The sequence below is a fragment of the Streptomyces sp. NPDC127098 genome (genome assembly GCF_042722465.1).
GTDB classification, from domain to species: Bacteria; Actinomycetota; Actinomycetes; order Streptomycetales; family Streptomycetaceae; genus Streptomyces; species Streptomyces millisiae.
Window position 1 is genome coordinate 23,856 of the sequence record NZ_JBHXFJ010000029.1, and the last position, 13,528, is coordinate 37,383.

The following is a 13,528-nucleotide window of genomic DNA, read 5'->3' on the forward strand; positions in this document are numbered from 1 at the left end:
CCGTGGGTTGTTCGCGCCGGCGCACGCTGGGCCTTCACATCGCGCAACAGTCACCACCTTGCGTGCTCGCTTGACGGCTGTTTGAATTTGGCCCCTGCTGCCCTGACGTTGCGAACGGGACCTACCGTGGCGCGCGTTGAGCAAGTGGGTCGGCTGTGGCGAGTCCCCGGCCGGGGTTGATGTGCTCGGTCGACTTCCGGGTGGTTGCCTGGGCGCGTTCCGCATCCACGTTGCGTGATTTCTCGGGAGTTGAACCATGCAGATACCGGCGGCGGCGGTGGCGTGCCTCGTGGTGGCCTCGGTGGCGGCGGTCTTGCTCGCCGTCTACTGGCCGCCAAGGCGCCAGCGGGTCATGGGCCTGCGGCGCAGGGCAGACACCGCGGACGCGGAGCTCGCCGTGCTGCGCGGTCGGCTTTCCGAGGCCGAGCGGCGCGAGCAGATGATGGTCGCCGAGATCAGTCACCTGGCCTCCCGACGGCTGCCCGCCCTGGCGCGCAACTCGCGGCACCCGCACATCCGGGTGCCGGGACCCCTCCACCCCGAGCTGCTCGGCGGCGAGGCGGGCGGCGCCCTGGACGCGGTGCTGGCGCAGGCGACCAGGGCGATTCTCGACGAACGTGCCCGGATCGACGGCGCGGCGCAGTCCGCGATGCGGGGTGCGACCACCAAACTGCAGACGATGTGCTACCAGCTGCAGACCTCGGTGGACGAACTCCTCCACAAGTACGACGACCCCGAGCTCGCCGAGAAGCTGGCGGCCCTGGACTACCTCAACGAGCAGATCCTGCGCCGCCTGCAGGCCACCCGTGTGCTCTGCGGCGCGGGCGCGGGCCTGGTGCGGACCAAGACGCTGCTGCCCGACCTGGTGCTCGGCGCCAGCTCCCGCATCCCCAGCTACGACCGGGTGCGGATCGACAACCACCTGCCGCGCGCCGTGGCGGTGGCCGACCGGGCCGCCGAGTCGGTGGCCGTGGTGGTGGCCGAGCTGTTGGCCAACGCCGTGCACCACTCGCACGGTTCGCTGCCGGTCGAGGTCGGCCTGCACCAGGCGCACAACGGCGCGGTGGTCGTCGTCAACGACGCCGGCATCGGGATGAACGGCGACGAGTTCACCAAGGCCAGGCGGCTGCTCACCGGCGAGGCCAAGGTCTTCCTCTCGGAGCTCGGCGACCCGCCGGCCACCGGCTTCGCGGCCATCGGCCAGCTCTGCAAGCAGTTCGGCTTCAAGGTCTCGGTCGAGCCCTCGCACTACGCCGGCATCAAGGCGGTGCTGTTCATCCCCGGCGACCTGCTGCACGCCGTCTCGGACGACCACCCGCGCGCCCTGATCCCGCCGACGCCCGCGCCGACGGGCGCGGCCCCGCACCTGCCGACGGCCCCCGTGCCGTACGTGCCGGCCCCGCCGCAGATGCGGACGGCGTCGTCCCAGGCCCCGTCCTCGATGGCGCCGTTCGGCGTCGCGCCCCACTCGTTCGCCGGTCCCGCCGGTTCCACCGTGGCCCCCAAGCCGCCGGTGCCGACCGTGCCGCCGGCCGAGGCGCCGCCGCGTCAGTGGCCGGTGCGACCGGACCCGGTGGCCGAGGACCCGGTGTCCGGAGGCCACGGCGCCGAGGACCTCGCCGCCGAGCCGCCGGAGGCGGCCGCCGACGGGCCCCCGCCGGGGTTGCCCCAGCGTCGACACCGCCGCCCCCAGCGGTCGGCCAGGCGCGCCGCCGACAGCCCTCCGCCACCCGACATCTACTACCGCGACCCCGAGGAGACCGCGTCCCGGATGGGCGCACTGCAGCGGGGCACGGCCCGCGGGCGCGTGGAGACCGGCGAGCAGCCCGCCGTCACCGCGGCGGATCATGTGGACGACTCAGAGAGGGACAGCCGATGAATGCCCGAACGCCCGTCACCAGGCCCAAGGTGGACCTGTCGTTCGTCCTGACGCCCATCCTGGAGATCCCCAACGTCCAGCACGCCATGGTGGTGACGGCGGACGGCTTCTTCGAGGCCCACTCGGGCCTCGACGGGGAGACCGCGGAGAAGCTCTCGGCCGTGCTCGCCTCGCTGCTGGCCTCCAGCCGGGGCACCAGCCAGACCTACTTCGGCGGCCGCTCGCTGCTGCGCCTCGTGATGGTCGAGACCTACGAGGGGTACGTGTTCGTCATCCCGGCCGCGGAGAACACCTACCTCGCCGTCTTCACCGGGCCCAACGTGGCGATGGACAACGTCAGTTACGAGATGCAGAAGCAGGTGCAGACCCTGGGCAAGGCGATGGGCAGCCCGCCGCGCTCCGACCTGGGCGGCTCACCCGTCGGCGGGGACGGCTTCCCGGCATGAACCGGCGGCTGATTCCGCCGTACGTGTGGACCGGTGGCCGCACCCGGCCCAGCCGGAACGTGCTGGACCGGCTGACGGTGCTGCGCGCCGCCACCGACCAGGTGCCGGCCAGCCTGTCGCCGGCCGGCCGGCGCGTGTTGGAGCTCCTGCTGGACGGGGCCCTGCCGTTGGCGGAGGTGGCCGCCCATCTCTCCCTGCCCGTCAGTTTCGTCAAGGTCGTGGTCAGCGACCTGTTCGACGAGGGCTGGCTGATCGTCCGCGCGCCCACCCCCGCCCAGGACGACCAACTGCCCGACCAGCAGCTCCTCGAAAGGGTGATCCGTGGACTCCGCGCGCTCCAGTAGTGGCATCTACCTGCGCAACCCTGACCAGCGCCTGGTGAAGGTCATCGTCAGCGGCCCGTTCGGCGTCGGCAAGACCACGATCATCAACACGCTCTCCGACATCCCCCCGCTGCGCACCGAGGAGGTCATGACGGCGACCGGCGCCGTCGTCGACCACCTGGAGGGCGTGCGCGACAAGACCACCACCACCGTCGGCCTCGACTACGGCCGCATGTCGTTGAGCGACGACCTGGCCCTGTGCCTCTTCGGCACCCCGGGACAGAAGCGCTTCCACGCCCTCTGGGAGGACCTGACCCAGGGTGCCCTGGGCGCGTTGATACTGGCCGACACGCGCCGCATCGCCGACTCCTACGAGGTCATGGGCCTCATCGAGGAGCAGGAGATCCGCTACGCGGTGGCGTTGAACGTCTTCCCCGACTCGCCCCAGTACCCCGAGGAGGATCTGCGGCAGGCGCTCGACCTGGCCCCGGAGACCCCCCTCATCACCTGCGACGCACGTGACCGCGGCTCGTCCCTGGCCGCACTGCTGGGGCTCGCCGAGCACCTGCTGAACATCCCCGTCCTGGAGCAGTCGTGACCCACCCAACGCCCGGACCCGCGCCACACACCGACGCGCTGGGGGGCCCCGTCCCCCTGTACGGTCCGGACTTCGCCGAGAACCCGCACGCCGTCTACGCCAGGCTGAGGGAGTTCGGCGCCTGCGCGCCGGTGGAGCTGGCGCCCGGGGTGGTCGCCACCCTGGTGACCAGCTACCGGGCCGCGCTCGAGGTGCTGCACGACACCGAGACCTACTCCAAGGACCCCCGGGTCTGGCAGCACACCGTCCCGCAGGACAGCCAGATCATGCCGATGATGGCCTGGCGGCCCAACCTGCTCTACAACGACGGCGACGTGCACGCCCGTTACCGGCAGGCCGTCACCGACTGCCTCGACCTGATCGAGCCGCACGACCTGCGCGAGATGGTGCACCGCTCCGCCGACCGGCTGATCCAGGGCTTCGCGCAGCGCGGCGAGGCCGACCTGATCGGCGAGTACGCGCGGGTGTTGCCGCTGCTGATCTTCAACGAGCTGTTCGGCCTGCCCGACTCCTACAGCGCCCGGCTCGTCTCGGCGATGACCAGCCTGCTGGACTCCAGTTCGCCCGAGGGCGCCATCACGGCCATAAACGATCTCAACGCCTACATGGCCAACCTGACGTCCCTCAAGCGGGAGCAGCCGCGCGAGGACCTGACCTCCTGGCTGCTGCAGCACCCGGCCGACCTCACCGAGGAGGAACTGCAGTGGCAGCTCCTGATGGTGACGACGGCCGGCCACGAGCCCACGGCCAACCTCATCGGCAACGCGCTGGCCCGCATGCTCTCGGACTCCCGCTACTACCGCACCCTCTCCAGCGGCTCGCTCTCCTCGTCCGACGCCATCATCGACGTGCTGTGGAACGAGCCGCCGATGGCCAACTTCTCCACGCACTTCCCGCGTCGCGACGTCGACCTGCACGGCACCTGGATCCCCGCCGGCACCCCCGTCCTCGTCTCCTACGCGGCCGCCAACGCGGGCGCCGCGGCCGAACTGCCGCCCGGGGCGAGGGCGGACGCCGGCGCGCACCTGGCGTTCGCGGCGGGTCCGCACGGCTGCCCGGCGAAGCAGCCCGCCGTGATGATCGCGGCGACGGCGATCGACCGGCTCACCAGCTGGCTGGTGGACATCACACTCTCCGTCCCCTATGAGGAGTTGTCGTGGCGCCCTGGGCCCTTCCACCGGGGCCTGGTCGCCCTGCCCGCGCGCTTCACCCCGATCGCCCCGGACCAGAAGGGAACCAGCCCGTGGACCTCAAACCCCGCCTCATCGACCCCACAGGAAGCGACATCAGAGCCGAGGCCGCCGGCTTCCGCGACGCCGGTCCCGCCGTCCCGATAACCCTCCCAGGGGGCGTCGAGGGCTGGCTCATAACCCGGCACGCCGTGGCCAAGCGCCTGTTCACCGACCCCCGGGTCTCCAAGGACGCCAGCCAGCACTGGCCGGACTTCAGGGCCGGTCGAATATCCGAGGGGTGGCCCCTCTACCTGTGGGTCGCGGTGAACAACATGTTCACGGCCTACGGCAAGGACCACTCCCGGCTCCGGAAACTGGTCGCGCCCGCCTTCACCAACCGCCGCACCACGGCGATGCGGGAGCGGGTCGAGGCCATCACGGCCGAACTGCTCGACGGCCTCGCCGCCACCCCGGCCGGCCAACCCGCCGACCTCTTCGGCGGCTTCGCCAACCCGCTGCCGATCCGGGTGATCTGCGACCTCTACGGGCTGCGGGAGGAGGTGCGCGCCGAGTTCCAGTACGCCGTCGACTTCGTGTTCCGCACCTCGGCCTCCGCCGAGGAGGTGGCGGCGACCCACGAGACCCTCTACCGGATCCTCGGCGAGATGGTGGCCGAGAAGCGGGAGACGCCGGGGGACGACCTGGCCAGCGCGCTGATCGCCACCCGCGACGAGGACGGCGACCGGCTCACCGAGGAGGAGCTGTTCGACACCCTGCTGCTCATCCTGACGGCCGGGCACGAGACGACCGTCCACCTCCTGGGCAACGCGGTGCACGCGCTGCTCACCCACCCCGAGCAGCTGGCCCTGGTCCGCTCGGGACAGGTCGGCTGGGACGCGGTGATCGACGAGACGCTGCGCTGGGCGCCCCCGGTGGGCAACCTGCCGCTGCGCTTCGCGACCGAGCCGATCGAGGTCGAGGACGGCATCACCATCGAGCCCAACCAGCCGATCGTGATCGGCCTCGCGGCCGCCGGCACCGACCCCGAGCAGCACGGCCCCGCGGCCGACCGCTTCGACATCACCCGACCATCGGGCGAGCACCTGGCCTTCGGCCACGGCGTCCACTACTGCCTGGGCGCCCCGCTGGCCCGTCTCGAGGCCCGCACGGCGCTGCCTGCGCTCTTCGAGCGGTTCCCGGCGCTGCGTCTCGCGGACACCGCGCTACCGCAGGTCGAGTCCTTCATCTCGCTGGGCAACGCGGTGATCCCGGTCCATCTGGTCTGACGCCCCCGCTGAGTGCAGAAACGTTCTTGCATCTCTGGCGGGTCGGTGGGCTCAGGCGGCGGCGAGCACCTGACGCTGCCGCCCGAGCCCCTCGATCTCGATCTCCATCACGTCGCCCGCGGCGAGGTAGGGGAAGCGCCCGGAGAGCGCGACGCCCTCCGGGGTGCCGGTGTTGATCACGTCGCCCGGCTCCAGCACCAGGTACTGGCTGAGGTGGTGGATCAGCTCGGCCACCGGGAAGATCATGTCGGCCGTCGACGAGTCCTGCCTGACCTCGCCGTTGACGAACGACCGCAGCCGCAGCGCCTGCGGGTCCGGCACCTCGTCCGCCGTCACCAGGTAGGGGCCGAGCGGGTTGAACGTCTCGCAGCACTTGCCCTTGGACCACTGGCCGCCGGAGTGCTCGGTCTGGAAGGCGCGCTCCGAGACGTCGTTGGAGACGGTGTAGCCGGCGACGTACGACAGCGCCTCGTCGGGCGAGTCGAGGTAGCGGGCGCGGCGGCCGATCACCACCGCCAACTCCACCTCCCAGTCGGTCTTCTCCGCCCCGCGCGGGATGAGCACCTCGTCGAAGGCGCCGACCACCGTGTTCGGGGTCTTGAAGAAGATGACCGGCTGCGCGGGCGGGGCGCCGCCCGACTCGGCGGCGTGCGCGGCGTAGTTCATGCCCACGCACAGCACCGCGCCGGGCCGCGCCAACGGCGGCCCGAGCCGGACGCCCGCGGTCTCCACCGGCGGCAGGTCGCCGACGGTCAGCGCCCGCCGGACGGCGGCGACGCCGTCCCCGGCGAGGAAGCGGCCGTCGATGTCGGGAGTGAGCGGGGTGAGGTCGTAGGCCTGGCCGGCGTCGTCGAGAACGGCGGGACGTTCGGCGCCTGGCTCGCCGAGACGGACGAATCGCATGTCGCGTGCCTCCATTTCTTGGCAACAGCGCCACCATCCGTACCACCAGTTCGCCGCCCGCGCCACGGGCCCGCCGACGGCTCCGGCGCCGGTCGGCTAGCTGGTGCGGATCGAACCCTCGATGCTGGCGAGTTGGGCGGCGAGGAGTTCCTCGAACGCCGCGTGGCGGTCCGCCCCGAGCGGGCGGACCTCACGGGCGAAGTGGGCCAGGGCGGGGAAGCGTTCGGGGTCGGCGCCGAGTACCGCGACCCGGAAGAGCTCGATGCCCTGTTCGCGCTCTTCGGGGGTGATGGTGCTGACCCCGGCCTCGGCGGCGATCAGTGCGGCGATGAGGACCACGATCCGGTGGTAGCGCGCCGGGATCTCCGCGTCGGGCAGGCCCGACGCCCGCAGGGCCTGTAGCACCTCCTCCATGACCAGCCGGGAACCCGGGCCGCCCGAGGCGTAGCGCCCCCAGACCGCGGCGAGCTGGGGCTGCCGTCCGAAGGCGTCTCGCACGCGAAGGGCCAGGGTGGTGATGCGCTGCTTCCAGTCGCCCTCGGGGCGGTAGCCGTCCATGGCGGCCAGGAGGATCCGGTCCGCGACCGCGCGCAGCAACTCCGTCTTGCTGCGGAAGTGCCGGTAGAGGCTGGAGGAGTCGGTGCCGAGGTTCGCGGCGAGCCTGCGCACGCTGAACGACCCGGCGTCGCCCGTACGCAGCAACTCCGCCGCCGCGTCCAGGATCTCCTCGGTCGACCAGCGTCTTCTGCCCGCCATCCCGCTCCTTTCGCCGGGGCCAGCCTAGCCTATGCGCTTGGTGATGCGTCTGGTGATGCACTTGGCGTTGCACGCGGTGCGTGCATAATGAGGACGTGAGCCTGCCGTGAAGCCCGAGAGGACGCGTGTCGTGAGGAAACCACTGGATCCGGCGGAGCTGGACGCCGCCGTCGAGAACGTCCACCGCGCCGGGGTGCCGGGCCTGTTCGCCGAGGTGCGGGACGGCGACCAGGTCTGGCGCGGCGCCGCCGGGGTCGCCGATCTCGTCACCCGTCGCCCCGTCACCGCCGACATGCGGCATCGCGTCGGCAGCATCACCAAGACCTTCACCGCCGCCGCGGTTCTGCAGCAGGTCGAGCGCGGTCGGATCGGTCTCGACGCGCCGATCGGCCGATACCTTCCGAGGCTGGTTCCGGGGGCCCGCGGTGACGCGATCACGGTCCGGATGCTGATCAACCACACCAGCGGCCTGGCCGAGTACCTCCCCCACGCCTACCCCTCCCTCAAGGCGTTCCCCGCCTTCGCGGAGACCGAGCCCCAGAGCCTGGACGACCACCGGTTCACGCGGTTCCACCCCACCGAACTCATCGAGATGGGGGTCACCGCGCCCGCCGTCGGCGTCCCGGGCGGCACCCCGGGGGTGTACTCCAACACCAACTACCTGCTCCTCGGCGAACTCCTGGCGCGGGTGACCGGCACCACGGCCGAGCGGTGCATCACCCGGAACGTCATCGAGCGCGCCGGGCTCCGGGGCACCGGGTTCCCCACCGGTCCGCACGTGGAGGGGCCGCACTCGCGGATCTACGAGTCGTGGTTCGGCAAGATCGACCCGCCGCGCGACTACAGCGTCTACGACATGTCGTTCGTGGGCCCGGCGGCCTCGCTGATATCCACCGTCACGGACCTCAACCGCTTCTTCCGCATGCTGCTGGCCGGTGAGATCGTCAGCCCGTCGTCGCTCGCGGAGATGCGACGCACCGTCCCGGTCGTCTCCCAGGAGGGCAGGACGATCGACTACGGCCTCGGCCTGTACCCCGTCGAGGCGCCGGGGCAGGCCGTCTTCTGGGGCCATGGCGGCACGGTCTGGGGCGGGGGAGCGCTGGCCATGACCCGTGCCGACGGCGAGCGGCAGCTGGCCGTCGCCGTGAACCTGCAGAGATGGAACAGCCTCGATTCCGCGGGCAGGCCACGGCCCCATCCCGTCGACGACGCGCTCGCGGCCTTCCACCGCGTGGCGCTGTACGGCTGACGACGACCACACACCAGGGAGAGAGAATCGTGAGAAGCGTCGGAGTCATCGGAGTCGGCGAGATCGGCCGGGCCGTCGTGGAAGGACTGTGCGGCGGGAACGACGAGTCGCCCGAGGTGTTCCTCTCCCCCCGGGGGGCCCGCACGGCCGCGGAGCTGGCCGAGCGTTACGAGGGCGTGCGGGTGTGCGCCGACAACCAGCGGGTGGTGGACCGCTCCGAGGTGGTGATCGTCGCCGTGCGTCGCCAGGACCGGCAGGAAGCCCTCGCCGGCCTACGGGTGGACGACGACCGGATCGTGGTCAACGTGATGGCCGGCGTCGGCAACGACGACCTGCGCCGCACGCTCGACACCGGCGCCCCGCTGGTGCGGGCCATCCCCCTGCCGGCCGTCCGCGAGCGCCGCTCCGTCACCGTGGTGTACCCCTCGCACCCGGAGGTGGACTCCCTCTTCGAGCGCCTGGGCGGGGCGCTTCCCGTGGCGGACGAGGAGGCCTTCAACGTCTGCTCCGCACTGACGGGGACACTCACCACGCACTACGCGTATCTCGCCACGCTCGCCTCGTGGGCCACCGACCACGGCATCGGCGCCGAGGACGCGGACCGCTACGTGCGCGGCCTCTTCCGGGGCGTCGGCCGCTCGCTGGGCGACGAGACCCGCTCCCTGGAGCGACTCGCGGCCGACCACGAGACCCCGAACGGCAACAACGAACGTATCCGCACCACCTGGTTCGGCCCGGCCAACTCGGAGGCCCTGACCAGGGCGCTCGACGCGCTGCTCGCCGACCTCGGGTAGCCGCGCCACCTGGCGCGAAGGCGGCGCCTTCGCGCCAGGTGGCGGGGTCCTGGCCGGCCCGCGAGGTGGCGTCAGCGGCCCGCGTGGGCGGGTTCGGTGGTCGATCGCGTCGCCGCCGAAGGCGCTTCCCGGAGGCCGAAGCGGTCGTGGACCGGGCGGAGCCAGGTGGGGAGCCACCAGAGGGCCGCGCCGCCCAGGCGCATCGTCGCGGGGAGGAGCGCGCCGCGGATGAGGGTGGCGTCCATCAGGACGGCGAGCGGCAGGCCGATCCCGAGGGCCTTGAGGAAGACGATGTCCGAGACCAGGAAGGCCAGGAAGACGATGGACAGCGTCGCGGCCGCCGCCGTGACGATGCGGCCGATGCGTTCCAGGCCGAGGGCGACGGCCGAGGTCGGGTCGCCGGTGAGGTCGTACTCCTCGCGGATCCGGGAGAGCAGGAACACCTGGTAGTCCATGCCGAGGCCGAAGGCGACGGCGAACAGCATCACCGGCACCGTGCCGGCCACGTCGCCGGTGGTGGTGAAGTCGAGGAGCCCCGACAGGTGGCCGTCCTGGAAGCCCCAGACCAGCGCGCCGAAGGTGGCGGTGAGGCCGATCGCGCTGAGCAGCATGGCGAGCAGCGGGAGCAGCACGCTGCCGGTGAGCAGGAACAGCAGGACGTACATGGTGACGAGCAACGTCAGGCCCGCGGCGGGCAGGTTGTCGGTGATGGCGTCGACGCCGTCCAGGTTGACGGCGGTCTGGCCGCCGACCAGGGCCTCGGCCGGGGCGGGGAGGGCGCGGATCGCGTCGACCAGGGCCTCGGCCTCGGGGGTGGGCAGCGGGTGGGGGACGACGGCGAGGTAGACGCCGTCGTCGGCGGCGAACGCGGCGTGGCGCTCGTCGGGCGGGGCGACCTGGCTGCCCTGGGCGTAGGTGCCGGTGCTCGTGTCGACGCGGGCGACGCCGGGGAGTTCGGAGAGCGTGGTGGCGTAGTCGGTGAGCTCGCCCGAGGTGTCGGGCGCCTGTGGGAGGACGACGTTGAGCGCCTGGCTCTCGCCGGAGTCGTAGTCGGCGCGCAGGGTCTCGGCGACCTGCCTGGCGGAGCTGGACTCGGGCAGCACCCGCTCGTCGGCGGTGCCGAGCGTGATGTTGAGGAAGGGCGCGCCGAGCAGCAGCAGTCCGGCGGCGACCAGGGTGGCGATGGGGACCGGGCGCCGCATCACGAAGGACGAGAGGCGGTGCCAGAAGCCGTTGGCCAGCTCCTCGTCGTGGGTGGGGGAGCTCGCGCGGTGCAGCAGCGGCAGTCGGCCGCGGTCGACGCGCGGGCCGAGGAGGGCGAGCAGCGCGGGCAGCACGGTGAGGGTGACCAGCGCGCTGAGCAGGGCAACCGCGATGCCGGCGTAGGCGATGGAGCGCAGCGCGAGCAGCGGGAAGAAGGCCAGGCAGGCGAGGGTGACGGCGACGGTGACGGCGGAGAAGAGCACGGTGCGGCCTGCGGAGGCCATGGTGGCCCGCACGGCGGGGCCGGTGGCGCGTCCCGCGGCCAGCTCCTCGCGGTAGCGGTTGACCATCAGCAGGCTGTAGTCGACGGCGAGTCCGAGGCCGAGCAGCGTCACGACGTTGAGGGCGAGGATCGAGATGTCGGAGACGGTGGCCATGAGCCAGAGCAGGCCGAAGGAGAGCAGGATGGTGAGGACGCCGATGACCAGCGGCAGGGCGGCGGCGACCAGGCTGCCGAAGATCAGCACCAGGACGACGAGCATCACCGGGAAGGCGATCATCTCGCCGCGCACGGCGTCGCGTTCGCTGATCTCACCGAGTTCCTTGTTGACCATGGCGGCGCCGCCGATCTCGACGGTGAGTCCCTGGTGTTCGCCCTCGTAGGTGGGCTGGAGGTCGTTGAGCCGGCGGGTCGCCTCGTTGTCGTCGCCCGCGATGGCGGCCAGGATGAGCGCCGACTCGCCGTCGCCGGAGCGGAGTTGGGCGGCGCCGGTGAGCCAGTAGGAGGTGACGTCCGATATCCCGTCCTCGGCGGCGAGCCGCTCGCTGAGCGCGGCGCCGGCGGCCTGGGCCGCCGGGTCGTCGACGCCCTCCGGGGCGTGCACGAGCAGCGCCAGGTTGAGGTCGTCGCGGCCGAAGCGTTCGACCAGTTCGGTGGCGGCGCGGCCGGACTCGGAGCCCGGGTCGTCGAAGCCGCCGGTCTTCAGCCGGTCGAACACCGCGGAGCCGGCGGCGCCGGCCGCGAGCGCGAGCAGCACCGCGACGAGCAGCACGGCCCGGCGGCGGGGCAGCAGGAACTCCGACAGTCTGGCGAGCATGGTCTTCCCTTCCTTCGGGGGTTCGGAAGGGAGACGGACGGGGCGGCCCCGGATGTGACATCCACGAGCCGCCCCGGTGGCGACACCGGCTAGCGGGCCGAGGAGCCGGTGGGGACGGGCCGCTCGGCGGGCGCCGGCGGGGGCGTCGGCGGCGCCAGCTCGCGCGGACCCACCGGCACCACCACATGGGTGGGCGGCGGCGCGCTGCGGTCGACCTCCGCGGTGAACTCCTTGCCGTCGTCGCGGCAGACGAAGTGCATCACGTGCCGCCCGGCCGCCGCCGCCCTGATCAGCCCGCCGGTGGTGGCCCAGACCCCGGAGATGTAGAAGTTGGCGAGCCCCGGCAGCCCGGGCCCGTGCTTCTTGATCTGCTCCTCCATGGTCTCGCCGCTCTCCACGAACGGCTGCCAACCCAACACCGTGCCGTCGTAGTTGCCGGTGTAGCGGACCTGGGTGAGCGGCGTCGACACGTCACGGACCGCGATCTCGTCCCTGATGCCCGGGTAGCGCTCCTCCAGCCAGGCGATCAGCGTGTTCCGTGCCTTCCGCTTGGCCGCCAGGTACTCCTTGGATCGCCGCACCGGCAGCGTGTGCATCTCGGTGCCGCGCCGGGTGCGCGTCGCCTGCTCGGGCCCGTCGTGCAGCTCGCGCCAGGGCGCGATGTCGCAGAAGTAGGTGGCGTAGACGACCGAGGTCTCCTCCGGGGAGAGCTCCGGGTAGTGCGTGCTGCGGAACTGCACGTTGATGCTGGGGTGCCGGATCCCGGGCAGCCTGGCCGCCTCCTCCTCGGACAGCAGGTGGGTGGTGCACGGATCGCCCTCGGGGAACTTCCGGCGCAGGCCGAGGAAGAGCGTGAAGTACCCGGGGAAGACCATGCCGTCTTCCCTGATGGTCTCGGTGTACAGCTGGCGGTAGGTGTCGTCCGTGTACCGGCCGCCGAGGAACTTCATCATCGTGGTGTAGCCGTCGCAGGCGGACACCACGATGTCGGAGCGGAACTCCCGGCCGTCGGATAGCCGCACCCCGACCGCGCGGTCGTTCTCGACCAGCACCTCCTCGACCTTGGCGTTGTACGTGATCTCGCCGCCGAGCCCCAGGTAGCGCTGCTCGATCGAGCGCGCCAGACCGAGCGAGCCGCCCTCCGGCACGCCCGCCGACATGTTGGCGTGCGAGGCGAGCTGGAAGTAGAAGGGCAGCACCGGGAAGTTGGGGTGCTTCTCGTAGAGGATGAAGTTGAACGCCTCGCGCAGCAGCGGGTCCTTGAACTTCGCCGAGTAGTCCGTCATCAGCACCGTGATGGACTTGCGGATGGTGTTGAAGTAGGGGATGAACGAGGCCAGCATCCGCCAGCGCTCCATCCTTCCCATCAGCGCGACGGGCTTGAGGAACGGGTAGACGGTGAGCGCCTTGCGGAACTTGCGAAGACCGTTGCAGAAGCTCCTGATGCGGCGCGCGTCGGCCGGCGAGATGGACGTCAGGTGCGCCTCCAACCGGTCCGGGTCGGAGTAGAAGTACACGGCCCTGCCGTCCCGGCCGCGCACGATGTTGAAGACGTCGAAGTGCCGCATCTGCTTGCCCTGGAGGGCGCCGAGCTCCAGCCAGATCTGGTGCATCTCGTTGCCCGGGCCGTTGCCGAGCAGCCAGCTGATGCAGCAGTCCAGCGTGTAGTCGCCCCGGTCCCAGGCGGTGCAGCAGCCGCCGGGGATCTCGTGCATCTCGAGGATCCGGGTGTCGTAGCCGTTCATCTGGCCGTAGCAGCCGGTGGAGAGCCCGCCGAGCCCCGCACCGATGATGATCATGGATTTGCGCTCTGGTGGCACGG

The 13,528-nt window shown here is 71.7% G+C and carries 12 protein-coding genes; 8 read left to right on the plus strand and 4 right to left on the minus strand.

Annotated elements, in window-relative coordinates; translation table 11 throughout:
• Positions 1-256: 256 nt before the first annotated feature.
• The 6 genes from ACFWI8_RS19420 to ACFWI8_RS19445 are packed head-to-tail and all read left to right on the plus strand — an operon-like array spanning position 257 to position 5,704.
• Complete coding sequence (locus ACFWI8_RS19420) at positions 257-1,879, plus strand: ATP-binding protein (RefSeq protein WP_387092859.1); 1,623 nt, start codon at positions 257-259, stop codon at positions 1,877-1,879.
• A complete protein-coding gene (locus tag ACFWI8_RS19425) occupies positions 1,876-2,325 on the plus strand; it encodes a roadblock/LC7 domain-containing protein (RefSeq protein WP_311596718.1) in 450 nt (149 codons plus the stop codon). Before ACFWI8_RS19420 ends, ACFWI8_RS19425 begins: the two co-directional genes overlap by 4 nt.
• Positions 2,322-2,669, plus strand: coding sequence for a DUF742 domain-containing protein (locus ACFWI8_RS19430; protein WP_311596716.1), 348 nt, complete (start codon positions 2,322-2,324; stop codon positions 2,667-2,669). The genes ACFWI8_RS19425 and ACFWI8_RS19430 overlap by 4 nt, the downstream gene beginning before the upstream one ends.
• Positions 2,647-3,246 (plus strand): ATP/GTP-binding protein, encoded by a 600-nt coding sequence (locus ACFWI8_RS19435; RefSeq protein WP_243740596.1) that lies wholly within the window; start codon positions 2,647-2,649, stop codon positions 3,244-3,246. The genes ACFWI8_RS19430 and ACFWI8_RS19435 overlap by 23 nt, the downstream gene beginning before the upstream one ends.
• Entirely contained in the window at positions 3,243-4,583 is a 1,341-nt protein-coding gene (locus ACFWI8_RS19440; RefSeq protein WP_387092864.1) for a cytochrome P450, read from the plus strand. The genes ACFWI8_RS19435 and ACFWI8_RS19440 overlap by 4 nt, the downstream gene beginning before the upstream one ends.
• 44 nt (positions 4,584-4,627) lie before the next feature.
• Positions 4,628-5,704, plus strand: coding sequence for a cytochrome P450 (locus tag ACFWI8_RS19445; protein WP_387092867.1), 1,077 nt, complete (start codon positions 4,628-4,630; stop codon positions 5,702-5,704).
• 51 nt (positions 5,705-5,755) lie between these two features.
• Here the strand turns inward: ACFWI8_RS19445 and ACFWI8_RS19450 are convergent, their stop codons facing one another.
• Together ACFWI8_RS19450 and ACFWI8_RS19455 are read right to left on the minus strand one after the other, a co-directional pair.
• On the minus strand, positions 5,756-6,607 hold the full coding sequence (locus ACFWI8_RS19450) for a fumarylacetoacetate hydrolase family protein (protein WP_387092870.1): 852 nt from the start codon (positions 6,605-6,607) through the stop codon (positions 5,756-5,758).
• Positions 6,608-6,703: 96 nt separating this feature from the next.
• On the minus strand, positions 6,704-7,363 hold the full coding sequence (locus tag ACFWI8_RS19455) for a TetR/AcrR family transcriptional regulator (RefSeq protein WP_387092872.1): 660 nt from the start codon (positions 7,361-7,363) through the stop codon (positions 6,704-6,706).
• A gap of 130 nt (positions 7,364-7,493) precedes the next feature.
• On the opposite strand from ACFWI8_RS19455, the gene ACFWI8_RS19460 reads away from it, so the two are divergent.
• Both ACFWI8_RS19460 and ACFWI8_RS19465 read left to right on the plus strand, forming a co-directional pair.
• Positions 7,494-8,612: a serine hydrolase domain-containing protein gene (locus ACFWI8_RS19460; RefSeq protein WP_387092875.1), complete on the plus strand. Its 1,119-nt coding sequence runs from the start codon at positions 7,494-7,496 to the stop codon at positions 8,610-8,612.
• Positions 8,613-8,641: 29 nt separating this feature from the next.
• Complete coding sequence (locus tag ACFWI8_RS19465; protein ID WP_387092877.1) at positions 8,642-9,406, plus strand: NAD(P)-binding domain-containing protein; 765 nt, start codon at positions 8,642-8,644, stop codon at positions 9,404-9,406.
• Positions 9,407-9,477: 71 nt separating this feature from the next.
• Here ACFWI8_RS19465 and ACFWI8_RS19470 read toward each other — a convergent pair whose 3' ends face one another.
• Positions 9,478-11,706 carry an MMPL family transporter gene (locus ACFWI8_RS19470; RefSeq protein ID WP_387092879.1) on the minus strand — a complete coding sequence of 743 codons (2,229 nt, stop codon included), beginning with the start codon at positions 11,704-11,706 and terminating at the stop codon, positions 9,478-9,480.
• A gap of 89 nt (positions 11,707-11,795) precedes the next feature.
• Positions 11,796-13,505, minus strand: a complete 1,710-nt coding sequence (locus tag ACFWI8_RS19475) for a phytoene desaturase family protein (protein ID WP_387092882.1) — start codon at positions 13,503-13,505, stop codon at positions 11,796-11,798.
• Positions 13,506-13,528: the final 23 nt, after the last annotated feature.